General features: G+C 57.8%; 21 protein-coding genes and 1 pseudogene. 17 read left to right on the forward strand and 5 right to left on the reverse strand.

Annotated features, from left to right (window positions below; genetic code table 11):
* Positions 1-118: 118 nt before the first annotated feature.
* The 7 genes from adhP to QMN93_RS00165 all read left to right on the forward strand — a co-directional run bounded on the left by adhP (position 119) and on the right by QMN93_RS00165 (position 8393).
* Positions 119-1129: an alcohol dehydrogenase AdhP gene (gene adhP / locus QMN93_RS00135; RefSeq protein ID WP_033145630.1), complete on the forward strand. Its 1011-nt coding sequence runs from the start codon at positions 119-121 to the stop codon at positions 1127-1129.
* A 149-nt stretch (positions 1130-1278) separates the two neighbouring features.
* Entirely contained in the window at positions 1279-2898 is a 1620-nt protein-coding gene (locus tag QMN93_RS00140) for a TIGR04028 family ABC transporter substrate-binding protein (RefSeq protein WP_193139326.1), read from the forward strand.
* Positions 2899-2908: 10 nt separating this feature from the next.
* Positions 2909-3853: an ABC transporter permease gene (locus QMN93_RS00145; protein WP_024909556.1), complete on the forward strand. Its 945-nt coding sequence runs from the start codon at positions 2909-2911 to the stop codon at positions 3851-3853.
* Entirely contained in the window at positions 3850-4698 is an 849-nt protein-coding gene (locus QMN93_RS00150) for an ABC transporter permease (RefSeq protein WP_047060936.1), read from the forward strand. The genes QMN93_RS00145 and QMN93_RS00150 overlap by 4 nt, the downstream gene beginning before the upstream one ends.
* Entirely contained in the window at positions 4698-6305 is a 1608-nt protein-coding gene (locus QMN93_RS00155) for an ABC transporter ATP-binding protein (RefSeq protein WP_193139329.1), read from the forward strand. Before QMN93_RS00150 ends, QMN93_RS00155 begins: the two co-directional genes overlap by 1 nt.
* Positions 6302-7291 (forward strand): putative FMN-dependent luciferase-like monooxygenase, encoded by a 990-nt coding sequence (locus QMN93_RS00160; protein WP_064672591.1) that lies wholly within the window; start codon positions 6302-6304, stop codon positions 7289-7291. Before QMN93_RS00155 ends, QMN93_RS00160 begins: the two co-directional genes overlap by 4 nt.
* A 10-nt stretch (positions 7292-7301) precedes the next feature.
* Positions 7302-8393 (forward strand): alkylhydroperoxidase domain protein, encoded by a 1092-nt coding sequence (locus QMN93_RS00165; protein ID WP_047060939.1) that lies wholly within the window; start codon positions 7302-7304, stop codon positions 8391-8393.
* Positions 8394-8399: 6 nt separating this feature from the next.
* Here the strand turns inward: QMN93_RS00165 and araJ are convergent, their stop codons facing one another.
* Positions 8400-9575 (reverse strand): MFS transporter AraJ, encoded by a 1176-nt coding sequence (gene araJ, locus QMN93_RS00170; RefSeq protein WP_182383613.1) that lies wholly within the window; start codon positions 9573-9575, stop codon positions 8400-8402.
* A 166-nt stretch (positions 9576-9741) separates the two neighbouring features.
* Between araJ and ppk2 the strand changes: the two genes are divergently transcribed.
* The 3 genes from ppk2 to QMN93_RS00185 all read left to right on the forward strand — a co-directional run bounded on the left by ppk2 (position 9742) and on the right by QMN93_RS00185 (position 11174).
* Positions 9742-10560, forward strand: coding sequence for a polyphosphate kinase 2 (gene ppk2 / locus QMN93_RS00175; RefSeq protein WP_033145639.1), 819 nt, complete (start codon positions 9742-9744; stop codon positions 10558-10560).
* Positions 10561-10662: 102 nt separating this feature from the next.
* On the forward strand, positions 10663-10851 hold the full coding sequence (locus QMN93_RS00180; RefSeq protein ID WP_182383615.1) for a hypothetical protein: 189 nt from the start codon (positions 10663-10665) through the stop codon (positions 10849-10851).
* Positions 10851-11174, forward strand: coding sequence for a CcdB family protein (locus QMN93_RS00185; RefSeq protein WP_182383616.1), 324 nt, complete (start codon positions 10851-10853; stop codon positions 11172-11174). Before QMN93_RS00180 ends, QMN93_RS00185 begins: the two co-directional genes overlap by 1 nt.
* Before the next feature lie 51 nt (positions 11175-11225).
* Here the strand turns inward: QMN93_RS00185 and fdnI are convergent, their stop codons facing one another.
* The 3 genes from fdnI to fdnG are packed head-to-tail and all read right to left on the reverse strand — an operon-like array spanning position 11226 to position 15818.
* Positions 11226-11882, reverse strand: a complete 657-nt coding sequence (gene fdnI / locus QMN93_RS00190; RefSeq protein WP_182383617.1) for a formate dehydrogenase-N subunit gamma — start codon at positions 11880-11882, stop codon at positions 11226-11228.
* Positions 11875-12759 (reverse strand): formate dehydrogenase subunit beta, encoded by an 885-nt coding sequence (fdxH, locus tag QMN93_RS00195; RefSeq protein WP_182383618.1) that lies wholly within the window; start codon positions 12757-12759, stop codon positions 11875-11877. The genes fdnI and fdxH overlap by 8 nt, the downstream gene beginning before the upstream one ends.
* Positions 12760-12770: 11 nt before the next feature.
* The gene (gene fdnG / locus QMN93_RS00200; protein WP_323619153.1) at positions 12771-15818 is read right to left on the reverse strand and encodes a formate dehydrogenase-N subunit alpha; all 3048 of its coding nucleotides are present in this window, start codon (positions 15816-15818) and stop codon (positions 12771-12773) included.
* Between the two features lie 221 nt (positions 15819-16039).
* Here fdnG and yddG point away from each other — a divergent pair, with 221 nt between their 5' ends.
* Both yddG and QMN93_RS00210 read left to right on the forward strand, forming a co-directional pair.
* A complete protein-coding gene (yddG, locus tag QMN93_RS00205; protein WP_033145645.1) occupies positions 16040-16918 on the forward strand; it encodes an aromatic amino acid DMT transporter YddG in 879 nt (292 codons plus the stop codon).
* Between the two features lie 632 nt (positions 16919-17550).
* Positions 17551-18660, forward strand: coding sequence for a porin OmpC (locus QMN93_RS00210; protein ID WP_182383619.1), 1110 nt, complete (start codon positions 17551-17553; stop codon positions 18658-18660).
* A gap of 55 nt (positions 18661-18715) precedes the next feature.
* Here QMN93_RS00210 and QMN93_RS00215 read toward each other — a convergent pair whose 3' ends face one another.
* Positions 18716-19660: a LysR substrate-binding domain-containing protein gene (locus QMN93_RS00215; protein ID WP_182383620.1), complete on the reverse strand. Its 945-nt coding sequence runs from the start codon at positions 19658-19660 to the stop codon at positions 18716-18718.
* Positions 19661-19830: 170 nt separating this feature from the next.
* Here QMN93_RS00215 and QMN93_RS00220 point away from each other — a divergent pair, with 170 nt between their 5' ends.
* From QMN93_RS00220 to QMN93_RS00240, 5 genes and pseudogenes are all read left to right on the forward strand, one after another.
* A complete protein-coding gene (locus QMN93_RS00220; protein ID WP_182383621.1) occupies positions 19831-20781 on the forward strand; it encodes a branched-chain amino acid ABC transporter permease in 951 nt (316 codons plus the stop codon).
* Positions 20782-20789: 8 nt separating this feature from the next.
* On the forward strand, positions 20790-21896 hold the full coding sequence (locus QMN93_RS00225) for a branched-chain amino acid ABC transporter permease (RefSeq protein ID WP_182383622.1): 1107 nt from the start codon (positions 20790-20792) through the stop codon (positions 21894-21896).
* Positions 21893-22660: pseudogene (locus QMN93_RS00230) on the forward strand (ABC transporter ATP-binding protein). Before QMN93_RS00225 ends, QMN93_RS00230 begins: the two are co-directional and overlap by 4 nt.
* A complete protein-coding gene (locus tag QMN93_RS00235; RefSeq protein WP_193139330.1) occupies positions 22653-23372 on the forward strand; it encodes an ABC transporter ATP-binding protein in 720 nt (239 codons plus the stop codon). Before QMN93_RS00230 ends, QMN93_RS00235 begins: the two are co-directional and overlap by 8 nt.
* Positions 23373-23400: 28 nt before the next feature.
* Positions 23401-24558 carry a branched-chain amino acid ABC transporter substrate-binding protein gene (locus QMN93_RS00240; protein ID WP_064672599.1) on the forward strand — a complete coding sequence of 386 codons (1158 nt, stop codon included), beginning with the start codon at positions 23401-23403 and terminating at the stop codon, positions 24556-24558.
* The last annotated feature ends 12 nt before the right edge of the window (positions 24559-24570 follow it).

Genomic DNA, 24570 nt, shown 5'->3' on the forward strand with positions numbered 1-24570 from the left:
AAATGGATTAAATAATGACATTATGTTGCCGTTGCCTTGCATTACAGCGCCAAACCACTAATCCTTGAGGGGTATTACACCTGCTATGCAGATACTCATCATGAACAAGGAGATACACATGAAGGCTGCTGTTGTCACTCAGGATCATCAGGTCAATATCACCGAAAAAACCTTACGCCCGCTAAAGCACGGGGAAGCCCTGCTGAAGATGGAATGCTGTGGCGTATGCCATACCGATCTCCACGTGAAGAACGGTGATTTCGGCGATAAAACCGGGGTTATCCTGGGCCACGAAGGGATTGGTATCGTAAAAGAAGTCGGCCCCGGCGTGAAGTCGCTGAAAGTCGGCGACCGCGCAAGCGTGGCCTGGTTTTTTGAAGGCTGTGGCCACTGCGAATACTGTAATACCGGCAACGAAACCCTGTGCCGCGACGTGAAAAACGCCGGTTACTCCGTTGACGGCGGCATGGCGGAAGAGTGCATCGTCACCGCGGATTACGCGGTAAAAGTGCCGGATGGTCTGGAATCCGCTGCGGCCAGCAGCATCACCTGCGCCGGCGTTACTACCTACAAAGCGGTGAAGGTGTCCGGAATCAAACCAGGCCAGTGGATTGCGATTTACGGTCTGGGCGGGCTGGGCAACCTCGCGCTGCAATATGCCAAAAACGTCTTTAACGCCAAAGTCATCGCTCTCGACGTTAACGACGAACAGCTGAAGCTGGCGGCCAGCATGGGTGCGGATTTAACCATCAACTCCCGCAGCGAAGACGCCGCGAAAATTGTGCAGGAGAAAACCGGCGGCGCGCATGCCGCAGTCGTCACTGCCGTCGCAAAAGCGGCCTTTAACTCCGCCGTTGACGCCGTGCGTGCCGGTGGCCGCGTGGTCGCCGTTGGCCTGCCGCCGGAAGCGATGAGCCTCGACATTCCGCGTCTGGTGCTGGACGGCATCCAGGTGGTGGGTTCCCTGGTCGGCACCCGTCAGGATCTGCAGGAAGCCTTCCAGTTCGCCGCTGAAGGTAAGGTGGTGCCGAAAGTCACGATGCGTCCAATCGAGGACATCAACGCCATCTTTAAAGAGATGGAACAGGGCCAGATCCGCGGCCGTATGGTGATCGACCTACGTTCATAATCGTTCATCTTTCATTACCGCTCCTCGCTGGGGCGGTTTTTTTATAGCCATTTTCCGGCAATCCTTATCTTAATTCCTTGGTTCCCTTGTTTTCCCCCGCGCCCGATGATGAATCCGACGCTAACAAGAAGATAACAAAGGAATTCACCATGCAAATCCCATTTCGTCTGCCGCTGCTGACGGCGCTGATTCTGGCGACAACCGCAGCCTGGGCCGCAGATGCGCCCGTCAAAGGCGGCACGCTGATTTATCTGGAGCAACAGGCGCACACCAATCTCTATCCGCCTGCCGGTGGCTTTTACCCGAACGGCGGCATTTTGAATCAAATCACCGACAAGCTGACGTGGCAGAACCCAAAGACGCTGCAGGTGGAACCCTGGGTGGCCGAAAGCTGGACCACCAACGCCGATAAAACCGAATACACCTTTAAGCTTCGTCCCGGCATCACCTTCTCCGACGGCACGCCGGTGGACGCCAACGCCGTGGCGAAAAACTTTGATACCTACGGTTTAGGCAATAAGGCGCAGCGCCTGCCGGTGTCAGAAGTGATCAATAACTACGATCGCAGCGAAGTCATCGACCCGCTGACCGTGAAGTTCTACTTCAAAAAACCGTCGCCGGGGTTCCTGCAGGGCACCGCCACCATTGGCTCGGGGCTGGTCTCGCTCAGCACGCTGAAGCGCAACTTCGAAGAGCTGGGAGATGCCCGCCACATCATTGGTTCCGGCCCGTTTGTGGTGAAGGACGAGAAGCTGGGTCGTGAAGTGACGCTCGAAGCGCGCAAAGACTACCAGTGGGGGCCGAAAAATCTGGCGCAGCAGGGGCCAGCCAATCTCGACGGCATCAAGTTTATCGTGACCCAGGAAGACAGCGTGCGCGTCGGCGCCCTGCTGGCCGGTCAGGCCGACTTTATTCGCCAGGTGCAGGCGTATGACGAAAAGCAGGCGACCGATCAGGGCTATAAGATCTACGCCGCCCCGACGCGCGGGGTGAACGACAGCATCAGCTTCCGCCCGGATAACCCGCTGGTCTCCGATATTCGCGTTCGCCAGGCGCTGCTGCATGCCACCAATGCAAAACAGGTGGTCGAGACCCTCTTCTCGGCCAACTATCCGCAGGCGAAGTCCGTGATTGCCGGTTCCGCCGCAGGCTTTGTCGATCTCAGCGACAAATTGACCTTTGACCCGGCAAAAGCCAACCAGCTGCTGGACGAGGCGGGCTGGAAAGCAGGCGGCGACGGGATCCGCGCCAAAGACGGCCAACGTCTGGCGCTGACGGTGTATGAATCCCTGCCGCAGCCGCAAAACAAAGAGGTGCTGCAGCTGGTTGCCCAGCAGTGGCGCCAGGTGGGCGTGGCGCTGAGCGTCAAAGCCGGAGACGCAGGCAGCCGCACGCTGGATAACCTTGACCCGCTGAAAACCCCGTTAACCGTCTCCGAAGTAGGACGCGCCGATCCGGACGTGGTGAAAAGCATGTTCTACCCGGCTAACCGCGACGCGCTGCTGCAAAAAGGCGGATCCAGCGACAAGGTCAAAAACTTCCGTGACGACAGGCTGAATGAACTGCTGGTGAACATTTCGGCTGAGGTCGACCCGCAAAAACGCCTGCAGCTGACGGGGGACGCCCAGCGCTACCTGCTGGATAACGCCTACGTCATTCCGATTTTCGAGGAGCCGCAGGTCTTTGCCGGCGCGCCGTGGCTGAAAGGCGTCAATTTTGAAGCGGTAGGCCGCCCGTCGTTCTACGGCGCGTGGATTGAGAAACACTGAGGAGCTGACGATGCGCCACGCACTTCTTCAACGCTTTGGGCACGGGCTGCTGGTACTGTGGGCCGCCTTTACCCTCTCGTTCGTGTTGCTCCAGGTGCTGCCGGGCGACGCGGTGCTGATTAAATTTCAGAACCCGGACCTGGGCTTAAGCCCGGCGCAAATCGAGGAGATGCGCGTGGCCTACGGCGCGGACAGCCCGCTGTGGCAGCAATACGGCCACACGCTGCTGGCAATGCTGCGCGGGGATTTCGGCTATTCGCTACAGGCAGGCGTGCCGGTCAGCGAGCTGATTGCCAGCAATCTGCCGGATACTCTGAGCCTCGCCCTGCCCGCGTTTGTACTCGCGGTCCTGCTGGCGTTTGCGCTGGCCTTTGCATCGCGTCTGCCGGGTCTGCGCTGGCTGAGCAATACCCTTCAGTCTCTGCCGGTTCTGTTTATCTCCTTACCGACGTTCTGGCTGGGGATTGCCCTCATCCAGCTTTTTTCTTTTCAGCTGCGGCTGATCCCGGTGATTAACCCGACGCCGCTGCAGGGGCTGATCCTGCCGATTGTGACCGTCGCGATCCCGATCTCCGCCCCGCTGGCGCAAATTCTGATGCGCAGTCTGGACCAGGTGGCGACGCAGCCGTTTGTCGCCGTCGCCCGTGCCAAAGGGCTGAGTGAAACCGCCGTCCTGTGGCGTCACGTGACCGGCAACGCCCTGCTGCCGGTCCTGAACATTGCCGGGCTGCTGCTGGGCGAGCTGATTGCCGGGGCGCTGATCACCGAAACCGTTTTTGGCCGCAGCGGGCTCGGGCAGCTGACCCAGCAGGCGGTGAATAATCAGGATATCGCCGTGCTTCAGGCGGTAGTGATGATTTCCGCCCTCGGTTTTGTCCTGATCAATCTGCTGGTGGATCTGCTGATGCCGCTGCTGGATCCCCGTCTGCAAACCGTTACCGGAGGTGCATCATGAGTCTGGTCGATTACGCGGCCGCCGCGCGAAAACGCGTTCCTGCCTGGCAGGGAGTGGAATGGCAGCCGGGACTGTGGCTGGCATGGGGGGTGATTATTCTCGCCGCTTTTGCCGCCGTAGCGCCCGGCCTGTTAACCCACTACAGCCCGATTGAGGGCATCGCCGGGGCACAGCGCCTGGCACCGCAGGCCGGTCACTGGCTCGGGACCGATCAGCTTGGCCGCGATGTTTACACGCGTATCGTATATGGCGCCTCCCATTCCCTGAGCGCGGCGCTGGCCGCCGTGACGATGGGGCTGGTGGTCGGCACCGGCTTAGGGGTGATCGCCGGGGCGTTCGCCGGGCGCGTCGAGTCTCTGCTGATGCGCTTCGTCGACGTGTTGCTCTCCATCCCGTCTCTGCTGCTCTCGCTGACGGTGATTATTCTGCTCGGGTTTGGCACCGTTAACGCCGCGATTGCCGTCGGCGTTGCCTCCATTGCCAGCTTCGCCCGCCTCGCGCGCGGTGAAGTCGTGCGTATCCGCCATACGGATTATGTCGAAGCGGCGTTTGGCAGCGGCGGGACGTTTTTCGCCGTGCTGTGGCGACACATCCTGCCCAACGCGTTAACCGCCGTCCTCGCCTTTGCCACACTGCAGTTTGGTCAGGCAATCCTGGCGCTCTCCACGCTGAGCTTTCTCGGCTACGGCACCCCGCCGCCCGTGCCGGAATGGGGCTTACTGATTGCCGAAGGCCGTAACTATCTCTCTACCGCCTGGTGGCTCACCACCTTCCCCGGCGTCGTCGTCATCGCCGTGGTGCTGGCCACCAACCGTATCAGCCAACAGTTCAGCGGAGGTCGCTAATGACCGTTCTCTCAGTGGAAGATTTGACGATTAGCTACCGTACCGCTCGCCAGTGGCGAGAGGTGGTGCATAACGTCAGCTTCACGCTCGGACGAGGGGAAATGCTGGCGTTCGTCGGCGAATCCGGATCCGGCAAGACGACCACGGCGCAGGCGATCATTGGCCTGCTGGCCGATAACGCCCGGCGCGATGCGGGAAAAATATCGCTCAACGGCGAGGAGATTAGCCGATGGTCCGCGAAGCGTCTCGATACCCTTCGCGGCGCGAGAATTAGCCTGGTACCGCAGGATCCGGGTAATTCGCTCAACCCGGTGAAGACCATCGGGGCGCAGGTCGGAGAGATCGTTCAGCTCCACCAGAAGGTGACCCGCGCCGAGCGCGACGAGCAGGTGCTCGCCCTGCTGACAAAGGTCGGCCTGAGCCACCCCGAACAGCGCATGACGCAGTATCCCCATCAGCTCTCCGGCGGGATGAAACAGCGCGTGCTGATTGCCATCGCCATTGCCCTGCGTCCGGACGTGATCGTTGCCGATGAGCCCACCAGCGCGCTGGATGTAACGGTGCAAAAACGTATTCTCGATCTGCTGGATATCCTGCGCCGGGAGTCGGGTACCGCCGTTCTGTTTGTCACCCACGATCTGGCGCTGGCCGCACAGCGCGCGGACAGGCTGCTGGTGTTTCGCGATGGCGAGGTTCAGGAACAGGGCAACACCGGCGATATCGTCCGCACGCCGCAGCACGCCTACACCCGCCAGCTGTTGAGCGATCTCCAGGGCCAGCGCCTGACCATCGCCCCGGTAGCCGGTCTCCCGCTCGCGTCCCCGGCCATTCGCGCCCGCGCCATCAGCAAGCAATTCTCCCTGGGCAAAGGTCATCAGCTTCAGGCGCTGGACCGGGTGACGTTTGACGTCAGGCGCGGCAGCACGCATGCGCTGGTCGGTGAATCCGGCTCCGGGAAAACCACCTTCGCCCGTATTTTGCTCGGTTTTGAACAAGCCGACAGCGGGCAGGTCATTATTGATGATATTGATGCCACCGCGCTCAGCCGCGAGGCCCGCCGTCAACTGCGCCAGAAGATCCAGTTCGTCTACCAGAACCCGTTTGCCTCTCTCGACCCGCGACAGACGCTGTTCGAGATCATCGAGGAGCCCCTGAAGAACTTTTCTCACCTCAGCAAGGCGGAGCGAAAGCTCCGGGTGGAGACGGTGGCGCAGCGGGTTGCCCTGCCCGTCGAACTCCTGACCCGCCCCGCCCGGGAGCTTTCAGGCGGACAGCGCCAGCGCGTTGCCATTGCCCGGGCGCTGATCCTGGAGCCGACCATTCTGGTGCTGGACGAAGCCACCTCCGCGCTGGACGTCACCGTGCAGGCGCAGATCCTGGCTCTGCTTCAGCAGCTGCAGCAGCAGCTGGGATTGACCTACCTCTTTATCACGCACGATCTGTCTACCGTCCGCCGGATCGCCCACAGCGTCACGGTGCTGCGCGGCGGTCAGGTGGTCGAACAGGGCGACGTCGGAACCTTATTCGCGTCGCCGCAGAACGACTATACCCGCGAGCTGATTGACGCTATTCCCCATTTTTCACCCGCTACGGAGGAGTTCGCATGACGCGAAAACGCCTGGGATTTTTCACCCGCCTGCTTGACGACGCTGCGCCGAAGGAGCGCTATCGTCTGGCAACTGAACAGATCCGCCACGCCGAACGCCACGGTTTTAACAGCGCCTGGATTGCCCAGCACCACTTCCACGAAAGTGAAGGCGGCCTGCCGTCGCCGCTGCTGTTTCTGGCGCACGTAGCCGCGCATACCGAAACCATCCGCCTGGGCACGGCCATCATCACCCTGCCGATGGAAAACCCGCTGCGCGTCGCGGAAGATGCCGCCGTGCTCGATTTACTCGCCGATGGCCGTCTTGAGGTCGGTTTTGGTTCGGGCGGCACACCGACCTCATTTCTGCCGTTCGGACTGACGTTCGAGGAGCGCGGCGCGGCGTTTGCTGACCATTTGCATGTGATCCAGAGCGCCTGGCGCGGGGATTCGCTGACCCATCCGGATAACCACCTTTACCCGCCTGCGCCACAGCTGGCCGACCGTATCTGGATTGCCACCTTCTCTGTTGACGGAGCCGTTCGCGCCGCCCGGGCCGGACACGGTTTAATGCTCTCCCGCACGCAGCCGCGCCCGGCAGATCGGCTGGATTTAACGCTCGACGAGATCCAGAACCCGATTGTGGATGCCTACCTTGAGGCGCTGCCTGCGGGCATCGCACCGCGCATTCTGGCCTCCCGTACGGCGTTCGTCGCCGACAGCGACGACTATGCGCTCAGGGTCGCGACGCCGGGCCTCACGAAACAGGCCCAGCAGCATCGCGCTGCCGGGCACGTGGTTAAAGGTGACAACGTCACCGATTATCGCCGCCAGTTTGACGCCCATATTGGTTCGCCCGATACGGTGCTGCATTCGCTGAATGCCGACTCCATTCTCAGGCGCGCCACGGATATCTCATTCCAGGTCCATTCGGTCGAACCCACGCATCGCGACACGCTGCGGTCCATCGAACTGATCGCCGAACGTATTGCCCCCCACATCCTTTGAGGAGACACCTATGTCATTAAGTCAGGACATTCTCGCCGAGCTGGCGGAAATTAAACCCGGTTCCCCTCTGGCAGAGGCACGCGCCACGCGTGATGCCGCCACGCGCCACGCGCAGGGCAGCTACGAAATTCTCTTTAGCCAGCAGAATGCTGATTTTGCACTCGACGAGCGCTTCGCCGTGGCGGCAAAAGTCGCCAGGTGGCACAGCGCGGAGGCGCTGGCAGCACACTATGCGGGGTTTGGCCTGGCCGACCCCACCTCAGAACGCCTGACCCCGGCGCTGAATTTCGCGCGGCTGCTGACGTTCTCCCCCGTCGAAGCCACGCCCGCAGCGTTAAGGGCGCTGACCCAGGCGGGATGGAGCAAGGAAGGCATTGTTACCCTGGCGCAGCTTATTGCGTTTGTGAGCTTCCAGAGCCGACTCATCACCGGGCTGCGGCTGCTGAATGACAGGCCCGTCGCCAAAAGCGATGCGCCGGTGGCGGCAGGCATCTGGCACACGACCGCAACAACGGTCACCGGAAAGGCGGCCCCCGTCGCGTTCACCCAGCAGGAGCTGGGATGGGAACCGTGGATAGCGGCCAAACCGCTGGCGGATTTCAGTGACGATGAGGTTGCCATCCTGGCGAAATTTGGCCATACCGATTCCGAGTACTTCCGCCTGCTGGCGCGCAACCTGCCGGTGCTTGAACAGCGCACGTTAACGGATAAAGGCATTTTTTATACATCGGGGGGATTGCCGCGCGCCGAGCGCGAGCTGGCCGCAACGGTCGCCAGTAAAATCAACGGCTGCATTTACTGCGCATCTGTCCATGCGCGTAAAGCCAGCCAGCTGTCAAAGGATGACGCGGCGGTAGAAGCCCTGCTGGCCGTGAGGCCGGGGCAGTCCCTGAGCGAGGGGCAATCCGCACGCTGGCAGGCGGAAATCGATTTTGCGGCGGCGCTGTCGGTCACGCCGCCTGCCGCCACGCCGCTGCACCTTGCCGCGCTGGAAAAAGAGGGGCTGGATACCTTAGCGCAGCTCGATCTGGTGCAGTCCGCCGCGTTCTTCGCCTGGGCCAACCGCCTGATGCTGACCCTGGGTGAGCCCTGGCTTGCCTGAAGCCTGTCAGGCTAGCGCGCGAGCGTTAGCCTGAGCCCGTCTGGCCCGCAGGTGGCCGTAGATAAGCAGTGCACTCATGGCTGAGAAAGAGAGTATTGCCGCCGGCAGCGTGACGTAACGCCAGCTAAAGCCGAGGACGATCGTCATCCCGCCAAAGTACGCGCCAATCGCACTGCCGAGATTAAACGCCATCTGCCCCCCTGCCGCCCCCAGCATCTCACCACCCTTCGCATTTTGTAGAAGCAGAATTTGTAGCGGCGCAGAGAGCGCGAACAGCCCGGCACAGCAGATAAAGCCCATGATCAGCGAGGCCGTTTTCAGTTCACCAAAGGCGAAAAGCAGCAGCAGCGAGGCGACAATCACCATGTCGGTGGTGGCCGCAATGCGCAGCGGGCTAAAACGCCCCGATAGCTTACCGCTCAGCAGATTGCCCAACACCATGCCAAGCCCCATCAGCATCATGATGGCCGTCATCATCCCTTCTGAATAACCGGAGACGTTGACCATAAAAGGCTTAACGAAGCTGAACCACGCGAACACCCCGGCGTTGCCAAACATGGTGGCGGCAAAGATCAGCCAGGGTTCTGGTTTTTTCAGAAAGTGGAACTGCTCGGTTAATTTGATTTCTGATGTGTCGCGGATGTCCGGCACCCAGAGCAGAACCGAAAGGATCACCAGCGCATCGAACACGGCAATCAGAAAAAAGGTATAGCGCCAGCTAAACTGGTGCCCGAGCCAGGTCCCCAGCGGAACGCCCATCAGGTTGGCCACGGTCATGCCGGCGATCATCCCAGCCACCGCGACCGTCACCTTACCCGGAGGCGCAATTTTAGACAGGATAATCGCCCCGACGCCAAAAATAGCCCCGTGCGGAAAGCCGGAAATCAGCCGCCCCACCGCCAGCCAGAAATAGGACGTGGAAAACGTGAACAGGGCATTGCCGACAGCGGACATCGCCACCAGAAACAGCAGCGTGGTCTTTAACGAAAACTTGCCTGAGAACAGCGCCACAATCGGGGCGCCAATCACCACGCCGAACGCATAAAACGAGATCATATTCCCGGCGGAGGGAATCGAAATACCGGTGTCATGTGCCAGCTCGGTTAACACGCCCATAATGCCAAATTCGGCCATTCCCAGGCCAAATGTGCCAAGCGCCAACGAAAAAATTGTCTTTTTCATACTTCAACCACTGGTTAATCACACGCGACGGACATTATTGAATAATCTTGTATGGTGAGCCAGTTCAAATCCGTTGGCTGGCAGGTTAATCCATTAATTCAGGTGGATTACACTTCATAGTGCGGCCTCGCTTTTTTCCGCGCCGGACAATCTGAGGATGACCATCATGGGAAGCAAAAAGAAAACCAGTGTCGCTGTTGATGTCGTAAAGAATGCTCCGTTAAAGACCAAAGAGTATGAACAAGAGCTACGTCGCCTCCACGTTGAACTGGTTAAGCTCCAGCAGTGGGTCGTCGCCAAAGGGCTAAAAGTGTGTATTGTTTTTGAAGGACGCGACGGAGCGGGTAAAGGCGGCACCATTAAAGCGATCACCGAGCGCGTCAGCCCTCGCGTGTTTCGCGTTGTTGCCCTCCCTGCACCCACCGAGAAAGAGAAAACCCAGCTCTATTTTCAGCGTTATGTTCCCCATCTGCCTGCCGCCGGGGAGATCGTCATTTTCGACCGAAGCTGGTACAACCGCGCGGGTGTCGAGCGGGTAATGGGATTCTGCACCCCCGAGCAGGTTGAGAAGTTTCTTGATGGTGCGCCGGTGATGGAAAAAGCGATGGTGGATGCCGGGATTATCCTGCTGAAGTACTGGCTGGAGGTCACGCCTAAAGAGCAGGAGCGCCGCCTGCGCGACCGTATTAACGATGGTCGTAAAATATGGAAGCTATCGCCGATGGATATTAAGTCCTTTAACTTGTGGGACGAGTATACTCTCGCGCGCGACGCCATGTTTGAAGCGACAGATACCGCCTGGGCGCCGTGGTTTGTAGCGCGTTCAGAAGATAAAAAACGCGTGCGTCTGAATATTATTTCTCACCTGCTGACCCAAATCCCCTATAAAGAAATTCACGTCGAAAAAGTGGATTTACCGAAACGTAAAATTGGTAAAGTCAAACCCACAAAATATCCGTTCCGGTATGTGGAGGAGCGGTTCTGAAATTACTGGAATACGCCTCGCAGAATGTAGATTACCAGGGGATACGGTATTGTTTTTTGTTGGCTGCGGTTGATAATGACCGCACCAACAAAGGAGCTGAAAATGAAGCCAAACCGAAACAAAGACTATGGCAAAAGGGCTAGCATGGCGAGTGGAGTCTCCCGCGAGGCCCGTACACCAGAGGCGCGAAGACGAGAGCATCAGCAAGATAAAGAATTCATAAGAGCCATGAATGAATTTACGGCTAAAGCGGGATTATTATCAGACGATCCTTTCTTTGGAGGGATTTAATGTGCTTTCAGTTTGACATTTACCGTAACCCTTCAGAAAGAACACGGGACTACCAGCCTTATTTTATGATAATTCAACATGACTATTATGATGATTTATCAACAAGACTGATTATTCCATTGAGCTACCATAGCTATCTACGTGGGCATATCAATGCCGCGATGCCTTTAGTGAATATTGATTTTGAGCGATATTTTCTTAACACCGCTGGCATAACACACGTGGAAAAACAGAAACTAAATAATAAAGATTATGTATGTAATCTTCGCAGCGCGAGAAGTACTGTTATCGCGGCGATAGATGCGTTAGTGACCAATACATAACGTAGGCCCGCGCAAACTCAGCGCCGCCGGGCAAAGCCGACGGCGCAGGTCTTACTTCATTCCTTCCGTGCTTTCCTGTTTCGCTTCCAGTCGTTCCACTTCACGATACCAGCGCGGGTGGTGTTTCTGCGCCCAGCGGCGGCTCACCTTCCCTTCAATCATCCCTTTAATCGATCCCTTTACCCAGAACGCCATATACATATGGATCAGGATGGCGTGGATCAGAATGATTGCCGAGGTGGCGTGGATCAGCAGCGCGTAGCGAATCACCTGAATCGGAAAATAGTGCGCAAAATACGGACGCCAGATAATCACGCCGGTCACCAGAAGCACAAAAATCATGCTCATGATGGTCCAGAACATCATCTTCTGCCCGGCGTTGTATTTCCCCACCTTCGCGACCTTATGCTCGTTGCCCTTCAGGACTTCGACGATCCCTTTCACCCACGGGATATCCTGCCTGTCCGGGATGTTGTGATGGACAAAGCGCACGAACATAAACATCAGCACCACGAAAATCAGCACGCCGAAGAACGGGTGCAGAATGCGCCCCATCTGCGGCGTGCCGAAGGTTTCGGTCAGCCACTGCAGTGTCGGGAAGAAGAACGAAATCCCCGACACCGCCACCAGGAAGAAGCAAATCACCACCGTCCAGTGACAGGCGCGGTCAACAAACTTCGTGCGCACGATCGTTTTCGACTTACTCATGATGCTCCTCCTCGTCCTCATCCACCTCTTTGTTTGGCCCGATACCGATGTAGTGATAAATCAGCCCGGCAAAGGTGGCGATAAAGCCCGCCGCCGAAAGCGGCTTAAGCGCCCCTTTCCAGAGGTTGATGGAGGTATCGATCGCCGGAGCCTTCGGCAGGTTGTGGTACAGCTCCGGCTGGTCGCTATGGTGCAGCACATACATCACGTGCGTACCGCCCACGCCCGGCGGGTTATAAATGCCCGCATTCTCGTAGCCGCGCGCTTTCAGCTTGTCCACGCGCTGTTGCGCCACGTCCAGCATCTCTTTTTTGGTGCCGAAGTGGATCGCCCCTGTCGGACAGGTTTTCACACACGCAGGCTCCTGCCCGACGCTGACGCGGTCCACGCACAGGGTGCATTTGTATACCCGGTTATCCTCTTTATTGAGGCGCGGGATATTAAACGGACAGCCCGCGATGCAGTACCCGCAGCCGATGCAGTTGTCCTGCTGGAAGTCGACGATACCGTTGGCGTACTGAATAATCGCGCCGGCAGACGGGCACGCCTTCAGGCAGCCCGGATCTTCACAGTGCATGCAACCGTCTTTACGGATGAGCCATTCCAGCCTGCCGTTCTGCTCGGTTTCGCTAAAGCGCATCACCGTCCAGGATTTGGCGCTCAGATCCGCCGGATTGTCGTAGACCCCCACGCAGTGCCCCACCTCGTCGCGGATATCGTTCCACTCCGAGCAGGCCACCTGGCAGGCCTTACAGCCCACGCAGGAGGAGACGTCGATAAGCTTGGCGACCTCTGCCTTGTAGTCCCGAGCGCGGGGCGCGGGGGTAATCGGGTTGGTCGCGGAGCGTTTGATAACGTCTTGTGTTTCCATCGCCATTTAATCGCTCCTTACGCTTTCTCGATGTTGACCAGAAACGCCTTGTACTCCGGCGTTTGCGAGTTGGAATCGCCGACGTTTGGCGTCAGGGTATTGGCGATGTAGCCTTTCTGCGCCACGCCCTCAAAGCCCCAGTGCAGTGGGATCCCGACGGTTTCCACCTGCTGGCCGTGCACGTTCAGGCATTGAAGACGACGGGTCACCACCGCCACCGCGCGAATAAAGCCGCGCTTACTGCTTACCTTCACGCGGTCGCCGTTGGCGATGCCTTTCGCCTTCGCCAGCGTCTCGCTGATCTCCACAAACTGTTCCGGCTGCGCGATGGCGTTAAGCCGCGCGTGCTTGGTCCAGGTGTGGAAATGCTCGGTCAGGCGATAGGTCGTCCCTACGTACGGGAACTTGTCCTTTTTGCCTAAGCGCAGGACGTCGTCTTCGTAGATACGCACCACCGGGCTGGAGACCACGTTCGGATGCAGCGGGTTGGTGCCGAGCGGCGTTTCCATCGGCTCGTAGTGTTCCGGGAACGGCCCTTCCGCCAGCTTGTTGAGGGCAAACAGGCGTCCCAGCCCTTCCGGCTGCATGATGAATGGCCCGGTGTTGCTGCCCGGCGCGGCGGTGTTGTAGTCCGGGATATCGTTCCCTGCCCACTTCGCCCCGTTCCACTGGATCAGCATGCGTTTCGGATCCCACGGCTTGCCGTTTACGTCTGCAGACGCGCGGTTGTACAGCACGCGACGGTTCAGCGGCCACGCCCATGCCCAGCCCAGCGTATTGCCCAGCCCGGACGGGTCGGCGTTGTCGCGGTTGGCCATCTGGTTGCCCTGCTCCGTCCAGCTGCCGGTGTAGATCCAGCAGGACGACGCCGTCGTGCCGTCATCGCGCAGCAGCGCGAAGCTGTTCAGCAGCTGGCCTTTCTTAGCCACCAGGTTGCCGCTGGCGTCATAGAGATCCGCCAGCGCCACGCCGTTGTTCTCTTTGGCGACTTCCTCTGACTCAGGATGGTCAGGCTGCCTGTAGCTCCAGCCCATCTTCAGCAGCGGCTCAGCGCCCTTGCCGCCTTCGGTGCGGTACATTTCGCGCAGGCGATGGTAAATCCCGGCCAGGATCTCGCCGTCGTTACGCGCTTCGCCCGGCGCATCCTGGCCTTTCCAGTGCCACTGCAGCCAGCGGCCAGAGTTAGCGATTGAACCGTCTTCTTCCGCAAAGCAGGTGGACGGCAGGCGGAACACTTCTGTCTGAATCGACGCCGGATCGACATCGTTCGATTCCCCGTGGTTCTGCCAGAAGGTGGACGTTTCGGTCACCAGCGGATCGATAACCACCATGTACTTCAGCTTGCTCAGGCTGCGAACGACTTTGTTCTTGTCCGGGAAGGAGGCCACCGGGTTAAAGCCCTGGCAGATATACCCCGTGACGTCGCCCTTATCCATCATGTTGAAATACTTGATGACGTCGTAAGCCTGGTCCCACTTCGGCAGCCACTCAAAGCCCCAGTCGTTCTCCTTCTGCGCCGCGTCGCCGTAGAAGGATTTCATCAGGCTGACGTAGAACTTCGGATAGTTGCTCCAGTAGTTCACCTGGTCCGGCAGCGTCGCTTTCGGCGTATTGGCCTCAAGATACGTTTGCAGATCCGCCTGCTTTTCAGACGGCAGCGTCAGGTAGCCCGGCAGGCTGGTCGACAGCAGGCCAAGGTCAGTGAGCCCCTGAATGTTGGAGTGCCCGCGCAGCGCGTTCACGCCGCCTCCCGCCATCCCCATGTTGCCGAGCAGCAGCTGGATCATCGCCATGGTGCGGATGTTCTGCGCACCCACGGTATGCTGCGTCCAGCCCAGCGCGTAGAGGAACGTCGTTGTTCTGTCGGCGGCGCTGGTGGAGGCCAGCACTTCACACACCTTCAGGAAGTCCGCTTTCGGCGTGCCGCAGATGTTTTCCACCACGTCCGGCGTATAGCGGGAAACGTGCTGTTTCAGCAGGTTCCACACGCAGCGCGGGTGCGTCAGGGTTTCATCACGCAGCGCGTAGCCGTTTTCATCGAACTGATAGTTCCAGGACGTTTTATCGTACTGGCGTTTTTCGGCGTCATAGCCGCTAAACAGCCCGTGATCGAAGGCAAAATCATCCCGCACCAGCAGGTTCGCGTTGGTGTAGTGCTTAACGTATTCCGCGTTAATTTTGTTGTTTTCGATCAGGTACAGCAGCACGCCGGACAGGAATGTAATGTCCGTACCGGAGCGGATCGGCGCATAGATATCGGCCACCGATGCCGTACGCGTAAAGCGCGGATCGACGACGATAAGCGTCGCATCGTTGTTTTTTTTCGCTTCCATCGCCCAGCGGAACCCCACCGGATGGGCTTCCGCGGCGTTACCGCCCATCACCACCACGACGTTAGCGTTTTTGATATCAACCCAGTGGTTGGTCATCGCACCGCGACCAAATGTTGGAGCAAGACTTGCTACCGTTGGTCCGTGTCAGACGCGCGCCTGGTTGTCTACCGCCAGCATGCCGAGAGAGCGCACAAATTTTTGCGTCAGCATGCCGGTTTCATTACTCGCCGCAGACGCGCACAGCATCCCGGTGGAAAGCCAGCGGTTAACCGTCACGCCCTGGGCGTTCTTTTCAACAAAGTTGGCGTCGCGGTCGGCTTTCATTAATTTGGCAATACGGGAGAAGGCCTCATCCCAGGAAATACGCTGCCATTTATCAGAACCCGGCGCGCGGTATTCCGGGTAGCGCAGGCGGTTTTCGCTGTGAACGTAGTCCAGCAGCCCCGCCCCTTTCGGGCAAAGCGCCCCGCGGCTCACCGGATGATCCGGGTCCCCTTCAATATGGTAAATCGCTTCTCTGGCGTTCTTCGCGCCATCGCCCAGGCTATACATTAAAAGCCCACAACCTACGGAGCAGTATGTGCAGGTGTTACGGATCTCTTTTGCGCGCAGCAGCTTATAGTTGCGTGCCTGAGCCAGCGCCATTTTGGGAGCAAATCCCAGCATGGCTGCCGTTGTTCCGGCCATACCGCCCGCGCAGATTTTAAAAAATTGTCTGCGGCTGACGTCCATTGTTGTCCTCGTTTTCATATAAGACTTCGCGCCGCAAACTAACAGCAAAGCCCCTGTTTTTTTTGCGTCAAATCAAGGTCATCTGCCTTCACCCCCTTAATAGTCACCCCCAGAACCTTTAAATACTCCTTTTTGATTAACGGTTTAAGAGAATAATTGGCGACAGCGTCAGGATGAATGCGATACATTTTTCCTCTGATTTTTATTGCAATGGCGAAGTAATGGACAGAAAGAGAGCAACGCTTATTGGGCTGGCGGCAATACTGTTATGGAGCACCATGGTCGGCCTTATTCGCAGCGTGAGTGAGGGACTCGGCCCGGTAGGCGGTGCGGCAATGATCTACACGCTGAGCGGATTACTGTGTCTGGTGACGGTAGGATTTCCTGATATCAGGCGGTTTTCACCCCGCTATCTTATTGCCGGCAGCGTTTTATTTGTCAGCTACGAAATATGCCTGGCGCTGTCGCTGGGTTATGCCGCCACGCGATCGCAGGCTATTGAAGTGGGCATGGTCAATTACCTTTGGCCAAGCCTGACCATTGTGTTTGCCATTTTGTTCAACGGGCAGAAATCTACCCTGTGGGTGATCCCCGGCTTAGCCGTCTCATTGCTGGGCGTATGCTGGGTATTGGGCGGTGAACAGGGTTTACATCTTGATGAAATAACCCGCAACATCGTTTCCAGCCCGCTGAGCTACGCGCTGGCGTTTGCCGGGGCATTTATCTGGGCCGCCTACTGCACGGTCACCAGCAAATTTGCGAAAGGACAAAACGGCATTACCCTGTTTGTTTTGCTGACCGCGCTGAGCCTGTGGGTGAAATATTTTCTCAGCGATCAGCCCGAGATGGTGTTCACGCTTCCGGTGGTCGTGAAACTGGTCATGTGCGGTATTGCGCTTGGATTTGGTTACGCCGCATGGAATATTGGCATCCTTCACGGTAACGTCACGGTACTCGCTGCCGTATCCTATTTTACCCCTGTCCTCTCCGCCGCGCTTGCCGCCGCAGTGCTGAGTTCGCCCCTCTCATTCTCGTTCTGGCAAGGCGCGCTGATGGTCTGCGCCGGGTCGTTGCTCTGCTGGTACGCAACAAGAAAATAATGCTTCTCTAACGGCCGGGCGAATTTCAGCCCGGCAACATAATTAACATAAATTTAAAGTGTGATCGCTCCTCGGAATATTTATCATAATTATCGCATTTCCGTTTAAATTCGGTTTATATTTACCGTCTTCTGTAAACGGCCGAAAAGATAATTGACACAAACTGACAACACCATGAAATTAATTAACTGCGAATATTAACGTCATGGATAGCATTAAATGCAATAATTCATTTCTGACGTGTTCATGGAAATATTCGCAATATACGTCGTGATTTACCCCTAACCTACTGTTCTTAAGTCAAAACAATAATAATAACCCCCTCAAAGCATCGACAATACCGAAATCTAACGCAATAGACTAAAACACGCAGAAATTATAGCGATAGCAATAGTCCCGCAGAATACACAATTATCAATCGTATGAAATTCGGTCGCATTGTTTGAATAATCGCCTTTTTGCACGATCGAGATCACACTAATTGAAATTATCTCTAATATTTTGAAACTTATTATTGAAATAAGACTACAAGATTTTTAAAAATAGCATGCCATTGACGAACAGCCTCGTTTAGAAATCGTTTACAGTGGTTCAGGAAATACTCAAAAAAAAAATTATAAGGAACATTTAAGATGAAACTTAAATTAGTTGCAGTGGCAGTCACTTCCATGCTGGCAGCAGGCGTTGTTAACGCTGCCGAAATTTACAACAAAGACGGTAACAAGCTGGATCTGTACGGTAAAGTAACAGGTCTGCACTATTTCTCTGATGACGCTGGCGCAGATGGCGATAAAACCTACATGCGTATCGGCTTCAAGGGCGAAACTCAGGTTAACGACCAGCTGTCCGGCTACGGCCAGTGGGAATACCAGATTCAGGGTAACAAAGACGAAGGCGACAACCAGTCCTGGACCCGTGTGGCGTTTGCAGGTCTGAAGTTTGCTGAAGCAGGCTCCTTTGATTACGGTCGTAACTACGGCGTAATTTACGACGTGACCTCCTGGACCGACGTTCTGCCAGAATTCGGCGGCGACACCTACGGTGCCGACAACTTCCTGCAGTCTCGTGCAAACGGCGTTGCGACCTACCGTAACCAGGACTTCTTTGGTCTGGTTGAGGGCCTGAACTTTGCTCTGCAGTATCAGGGCAAAAACGGCAGCGTAAGCGGTGAAAACACCAGCGGTCGCAGCCTGCTGAACCAGAACGGCGACGGTTACGGCGCGTCCCTGACTTACGATCTGGGTGAAGGCTTCAGCGTGGGTGGCGCAATGTCCTCTTCACGTCGTACCGCTGACCAGAATGCGGCTGGCGTATACGGTGAAGGCGACCGCGCTGAAGTGTACAGCGGTGGTGTGAAATACGACGCGAACAACATTTACCTTGCTGCACAGTACTCTCAGACCTATAACGCAACCCGCTTCGGTACCTCTAACGGTAATCGCAGCGACATCTACGGTTTTGCAAACAAGGCGCAAAACTTCGAAGTTGTGGCTCAGTATCAGTTCGACTTTGGCCTGCGCCCATCCATCGCTTACCTGCAGTCCAAAGGTAAAGACATCGAAAACTTCGGCGACCAGGATCTGGTTAAATACATCGATGTTGGCACGACCTACTATTTTAACAAAAACATGTCCACCTACGTGGATTACAAAATCAACCTGCTCGACGACAACCAGTTCACTCGCCAGGCAGGCATCGGTACCGACAACATCGTTGCGCTGGGTCTGACCTACCAGTTCTAAATCTTGTCTGTACAAAAGCCAGCTGAATAAGCTGGCTTTTTTTTATCCGTCACTTTTACCCGGATGACGGCTCCCCTCTCGCCGCCCGGCGCAGCCAGTTTTGCAGCAGCTTACCGTCCTCGGTCATCTCCGAATCCGAACGCACGCAGAGGTGATAGTCGCGCCCGTCATCGATGGGTAAGTCAAATATCTTCACCAGCTCGCCGCTCTCAAGATAAGGCGCTATCAGCGGCTCGCGCATCAGCGCGCAGCCCAGCCCGGCCTGCACGCCCGCCAGCGTTAACAGCCCGTCTTCAAACAGGGGGCCGCTGCGCCGAAGAGGACGTTTTACCCCCTGCAGCAGAAACCACTGCGGCCACGTGGTGCGCTCTTCATCATGCAGCAGCGGCATTTGCAGCAGTTGCTCAGGCGTGTCGATATGGCCATGAATGCGCAAAAACGCGCGGCTGCACACCGGCACCATCTGTCCGGAAATCAGCTTTTCGCTCTGATAGCCCGCCCACTGGCCGTTACCAAAACGAATCGACATATCCGACGCATCGCTCAGATAGTTACGGTGGTTGGCATACACTACGTTGATCTCGGTCTGCGGATTAGCACGCATAAAATCAGGCAGACGCGGGATAAACCACCCCATGCCAAAAAGCGGGATCAGGCTGATGGTGACCTGACGCGTTTGCGCCTGCCCGGCCAGATGCTCCGTTGCCTGGCGCAGCACGTTAAATGCCGCACGGATCGAACGGTAATATTCCCGTCCGTGCTGGCTCAGCACCAGCCTGCGCCCCTGACGCGCCGTCAGCGGCATTTGCAGATACCCTTCGAGCACCTTGAGCTGATGGCTGACCGCCGACGGTGAGATATCCAGCTCCTGCGCGGCAAGCGTGACGCTGCCCAGCCGGGCGATGGCCTCAAAGGCACGGACGGCCCGAAGCGGCGGATCGTTTGCCAGACGGCTGTCTGCATACGCAGGCAAACCCGCCAATTGTTCTGTTTTATTCATATGTTGATTTCTTTAGGCTTTTCACCAGAGAACGCGATTACATTATCTTTATATAAATCATTAAGATAAAACAATAGCGGTTTATCATAAGAAATAATATATGTGTATTTTACAATTAAATTCATTTATCGGATGGTAGCCGCAGAAAGAAGACTTTGCGGGAACAGACGTTGGATACACTCATACAACAATTGATCAACGGTGTGATGCTGGGCAGCATTTACGCGCTGATCGCGCTGGGCTATACCATGGTGTATGGCATCTTGCGCATTATTAACTTTGCTCACGGCGATATTCTGATGGTCGGTGCGCTCACCACCCTTTCCGCCATTAACGCCCTGAACACTACCTTTCCTCACATGCCGCTGCTGTTGCAGCTTGGCGTTGCCCTGGCGATTGCCATGGCCGTTTGCGCCCTGCTGGCAATGGCCGTAGAGCGCTTTGCCTACCGTCGACTGCGCAACGCCCCGCGCCTGGCACCGCTTATCTCAGGTATCGGCGTCTCGGTCCTGCTGCAAACCGTGGCGATGATTATCTGGACGCGCAATCCGCTGATGTTCCCGCAGATCCTGCCCATGGAACCGATCGCTGTGACGTCAGGAAGTGAACAACATCCCCCCGCCATTGTGACCGTCACCGGCATTGTTACCGTGGCGCTGGCGCTTGCGGTGATGACGGGGCTATGGCTGCTGGTGGAATACACCCGCCTGGGGCGCGGCATGCGCGCCGTGGCGGAAAACCCGCGCGTTGCCACGCTGATGGGGGTTAACCCCAATGCCATTATTACCCTGACGTTCGCCATTGGCGGGGTATTTGCCGCGCTGGCAGGCGTCATGATGGCCAGCAACTACGGCAACGCCAGCTTCTCGATGGGCTTTTTGCCCGGGATCAAAGCCTTTACCGCCGCCGTGCTGGGAGGCATTGGCAACATTCGTGGCGCCATGATTGGCGGGATCCTACTCGGCATTATCGAAGCGCTGGGCGCAGGTTACCTGGGTGAACTGACCCACGGCGTCTTCGGCAGTAACTATCAGGACGTCTTTGCCTTCATGGTCCTGATTCTGGTGCTGGTCTTCCGTCCGGCAGGCCTGCTGGGCGAGCGCGTAGCGCACAGGGCGTGAGGGAAACAATGACAACGCTTCAACTACAAACCCCGGCTGCGACGCGCAAATTCTGGTCAGGCATGGTCCTGTTCTGCCTCGCGCTGCTGGTTGCTCCCGTGGTGGCCACGCAGCTTGGCGGCAACTACTGGGTGCGCGTTATCGACTTCGCCCTGCTCTACATCATGCTGGCGCTGGGGCTCAATATTGTGGTGGGCTATACCGGCCTGCTGGATATGGGGTTTATCGCCTTTTACGCGGTCGGCGCCTATCTCGCAGCACTGATGGCCTCGCCACACCTGCTGGAGGTTTTCCCGATCCTCAACGTCTGGTTCCCGGACGGGCTGCACACCTCATATCTGCTGATTATTCCGCTGGCGGCGCTCGTCGCTGCGGTCTGCGGCATTTTACTGGGTGCTCCCACGCTGAAGCTGCGCGGGGACTACCTGGCGATAGTGACCCTCGGTTTTGGCGAAATCATCCGCATCCTGATGCGCAACCTCGACCGTCCGCTGAACATCACCAACGGTGCAAAGGGCATTACCGGGGTGGATACGCTGAATCTGTTCGGCCTGAAGTTTAGCGGCGTATACCACTGGTTTGGTTTCAAAGTGCCCGCCCTGTGGCTGTGGTACTACCTGCTGATGCTGGTGATTGTGGCGATTATTTTTGTCTGCCTGCGCCTGCAGCATTCCCGTATTGGCCGCGCCTGGCACGCCATCCGTGAAGATGAGGATGTGGCCCGCGCGATGGGCATCAACGTGCGTAACTATAAGCTGCTGGCCTTTGCGATGGGTGCCTCTTTTGGCGGCGTGGCGGGTGCCCTGTTCGGCGCGTTCCAGGGCTTTGTCTCCCCGGAATCCTTCACGTTACAGGAATCCATTGCCGTGCTGGCGATGGTGGTGCTGGGCGGGATGGGACACATTCCGGGCGTGATCCTCGGCGCGATACTGCTTACCGCCCTGCCGGAACTGTTGCGCAGTCAGGCAGCCCCGGTTCAGCAGGCGCTGTTCGGTACGGTACTGATTGACCCGGAAGTGCTGCGTCAGCTGTTCTACGGCCTGGCGCTGGTGCTGGTCATGCTGGTGCGTCCTGCCGGGATCTGGCCGGTACGCCACAAGGAGGTGAATACATGAGTCTGTTAACCGTACGCAACATGTCCAAACGCTTCGGCGGGCTTACCGCCGTGGATGACGTTTCGATTACCGTGAACAAGGGCGAGATCTACGGCCTGATTGGTCCTAACGGGGCGGGAAAAACCACCTGTTTTAACCTGATCACCGGGCTTTATCCGGCGGACAGCGGTGAATTTTCCATTGCCGATAAGCCCTATTTCCCAAAGCACATTGAGAAAGTCACCGCCGCCGGGATCGCGCGCACCTTCCAGAACGTGCGCCTCTTTAACGACATGTCGGTGCTGGAAAACGTGATGGTGGGCCGCCACGTGCGCACCCGTAACGGCCTGTGGGCCGCGCTCAGCCGCCACAAACGCGCTCGCGCGTAAGAGACGCAGACCCGGGAGCTGGCCTGGCACTGGCTGGAGTACACCGGCATTGCGAAGTTCGCCCACTACCGCGCCTGCGATCTGGCGTATGGCCATCAGCGACGTCTGGAGATTGCCCGCGCGCTGGCAACGGATCCGCTGCTGCTGGCGCTGGACGAACCCGCCGCCGGGATGAACGCTGCTGAAAAAGTGGCGCTCGGCGAGCTGCTTATCCGCCTTCGCGATGACGGCAAAACCCTGCTGATGATTGAACATGACGTCAAGCTGGTGATGGGCATCTGCGATCGCCTGACGGTGCTTGATTACGGCAAAACGCTCGCCAGCGGCACGCCGGAGAGCGTGCGTCGCGACCCGGCGGTGATCGCCGCCTGGCTTGGAGGCAACGCCCATGTCTGAATTACTGAAGGTGGAACGTCTGGACGTGCATTACGGCGGTATTCAGGCCGTACGCGATGTCTCTTTTACCCTGCACGAGGGCGAACAGGCTACGCTGATCGGCGCTAACGGCGCGGGGAAAAGCTCCACGGTGCGCGCCATTACCGGACTGGAAAGCTTTAGCGGCCATATTGAATTCAACGGTAAAGCGGTGCGTGAGAACAGGCCCGAAATCCTGCTCCGTGACGGTCTGGTGATGGTTCCGGAAGGCCGGGGGATCTTCTCCCGAATGACGGTGCTGGAAAACCTGCAGATGGGCGCCTGGCTCAGGCGTGACACTGTCACCGTTAAGCGCGAGATGAACGAGACCTTCGAGCGCTTCCCGCGCCTGGGAGAACGCCAGCATCAGCTCGCCGGCCTGCTGTCCGGCGGTGAGCAACAGCTGCTGGCCCTTAACCGCGCCCTGCTCAGCCGCCCGCGCCTGCTGATCCTCGACGAACCCTCGATGGGCCTTGCCCCGAAGATGGTCGAGAACATTTTTGCCGTCATTGCCGGCCTGCGCGAGCGCGGCGTTGCCCTGCTGCTCATCGAACAAAACGCCCGTCTCGCGCTGGAAGTCACCGACAGCGCGTGGGTGATGGACAGCGGCAGCATTGTTCATCATGGCGAATCGAAAGCGCTGCTCAATGACGACCAGATTGCACAGATTTATTTGGGCGAAATGCCCGTTTAACAACACCAGCCAACATCAGGGAAATACAATGAAAACAGTAAAAATCAGTGCGCTTAGCGCCGCTATCCTCCTCGGCAGTTTTGCCTCTACCGGAGCCTGGGCCGCCGACGGCGAAACCGTGGTTATCGGTCTGGCGGGCCCGCTCACCGGCCCGTCTGCCCGTATCGGTAAGGACCTGGAGAACGGCGCGCAGCTGGCCATTGACGACATTAACAAGCAGCACCTGACCATCGGCGGCAAAGCGGTGACCTTCAAACTGCAGTCCGAAGACGATCAGTCCGACCCGCGCACCGCCGTGGCCGTGGCGCAGCGTCTGGTGGATAGCGGCGTGGCGGGCGTTGTCGGTCACTGGAACACCGGAACAAGCATTCCTGCCGCACGCGTCTATCACGATGCGGGCATCGCACAGGTGGCACCGGTCGCGACCGGTCACGCCTATACCAGGCAGGGTTTTGATACCAGCTTTCGCGTGATGGGCCACGACGACGACGGCGGTCAGCTAGCCGGTCAGTACGCGGTCAATACGCTGAAAGCCAAACGCATTGCGGTGATCGACGACCGTACCGCCTTTGGTCAGGGTCTGGCGGACCAGTTTATTAAATCGCTGGAAGCACAGGGCGTGAAGGTTGTCGATCGTCAGTACGTTGATGACAAAACGGTGGACTTCAGCGCCGTGCTGACCGCCATCCGGAGTAAAAACGCCGATCTGATCTTCTTCGGCGGCGTTGACAGCCAGGCCGCACCGCTGGCGCGTCGTATCAAACAGCTGAGCATGAACGCCACCCTGATGGGCGCGGGCGGATTTGTCAGCCAGACGTTCCTGCAGCTGGCGCAGAAAGAAGGCGAAGGCGTGGTGGCGCTGGAGCCGGGTCTGCCCGTTGACCAGATGCCGGGTGGAAAGGCATTCGAACAGGCCTATCAGTCCCGCTACCATACCCATATCGAACTGCACGCCCCGTTCGCCTATGACGCCACCCGCGTGCTGGTTGCGGCGATGGAAAAAGCAGACTCCGTTGAGCCATCCGACTATCTGCCCGCCCTGCGCGCCATCAGCTACTCCGGCGTCACCGGCCAGATCGCGTTTGATAAAGAAGGTAACCTGAAATCGCCGTCGTTCACCGTTTACAAAGTTGTCGACGGCAAATGGCAGCCGCAGACCGTGCTGGGTGGCGCAAAAGCGAAGTAACGCAGCGAGGGC

Source organism: Enterobacter sp. R-1.6.2 (assembly GCF_035064085.1).
Taxonomy (GTDB): Bacteria; Pseudomonadota; Gammaproteobacteria; order Enterobacterales; family Enterobacteriaceae; genus Enterobacter; species Enterobacter asburiae_B.

Bases quoted from the DNA above. Each gene is read 5' to 3' on its own strand.
- adhP (WP_033145630.1), top strand. From the start codon at position 119: ATGAAGGCTGCTGTTGTCACTCAGGATCATCAGGTCAATATCACCGAA.
- QMN93_RS00140 (WP_193139326.1), top strand. From the start codon at position 1,279: ATGCAAATCCCATTTCGTCTGCCGCTGCTGACGGCGCTGATTCTGGCG.
- QMN93_RS00145 (WP_024909556.1), top strand. From the start codon at position 2,909: ATGCGCCACGCACTTCTTCAACGCTTTGGGCACGGGCTGCTGGTACTG.
- QMN93_RS00150 (WP_047060936.1), top strand. From the start codon at position 3,850: ATGAGTCTGGTCGATTACGCGGCCGCCGCGCGAAAACGCGTTCCTGCC.
- QMN93_RS00155 (WP_193139329.1), top strand. From the start codon at position 4,698: ATGACCGTTCTCTCAGTGGAAGATTTGACGATTAGCTACCGTACCGCT.
- QMN93_RS00160 (WP_064672591.1), top strand. From the start codon at position 6,302: ATGACGCGAAAACGCCTGGGATTTTTCACCCGCCTGCTTGACGACGCT.
- QMN93_RS00165 (WP_047060939.1), top strand. From the start codon at position 7,302: ATGTCATTAAGTCAGGACATTCTCGCCGAGCTGGCGGAAATTAAACCC.
- araJ (WP_182383613.1), bottom strand. From the start codon at position 9,575: ATGAAAAAGACAATTTTTTCGTTGGCGCTTGGCACATTTGGCCTGGGA.
- ppk2 (WP_033145639.1), top strand. From the start codon at position 9,742: ATGGGAAGCAAAAAGAAAACCAGTGTCGCTGTTGATGTCGTAAAGAAT.
- QMN93_RS00180 (WP_182383615.1), top strand. From the start codon at position 10,663: ATGAAGCCAAACCGAAACAAAGACTATGGCAAAAGGGCTAGCATGGCG.
- QMN93_RS00185 (WP_182383616.1), top strand. From the start codon at position 10,851: ATGTGCTTTCAGTTTGACATTTACCGTAACCCTTCAGAAAGAACACGG.
- fdnI (WP_182383617.1), bottom strand. From the start codon at position 11,882: ATGAGTAAGTCGAAAACGATCGTGCGCACGAAGTTTGTTGACCGCGCC.
- fdxH (WP_182383618.1), bottom strand. From the start codon at position 12,759: ATGGCGATGGAAACACAAGACGTTATCAAACGCTCCGCGACCAACCCG.
- yddG (WP_033145645.1), top strand. From the start codon at position 16,040: ATGGACAGAAAGAGAGCAACGCTTATTGGGCTGGCGGCAATACTGTTA.
- QMN93_RS00210 (WP_182383619.1), top strand. From the start codon at position 17,551: ATGAAACTTAAATTAGTTGCAGTGGCAGTCACTTCCATGCTGGCAGCA.
- QMN93_RS00215 (WP_182383620.1), bottom strand. From the start codon at position 19,660: ATGAATAAAACAGAACAATTGGCGGGTTTGCCTGCGTATGCAGACAGC.
- QMN93_RS00225 (WP_182383622.1), top strand. From the start codon at position 20,790: ATGACAACGCTTCAACTACAAACCCCGGCTGCGACGCGCAAATTCTGG.
- QMN93_RS00235 (WP_193139330.1), top strand. From the start codon at position 22,653: ATGTCTGAATTACTGAAGGTGGAACGTCTGGACGTGCATTACGGCGGT.
- QMN93_RS00240 (WP_064672599.1), top strand. From the start codon at position 23,401: ATGAAAACAGTAAAAATCAGTGCGCTTAGCGCCGCTATCCTCCTCGGC.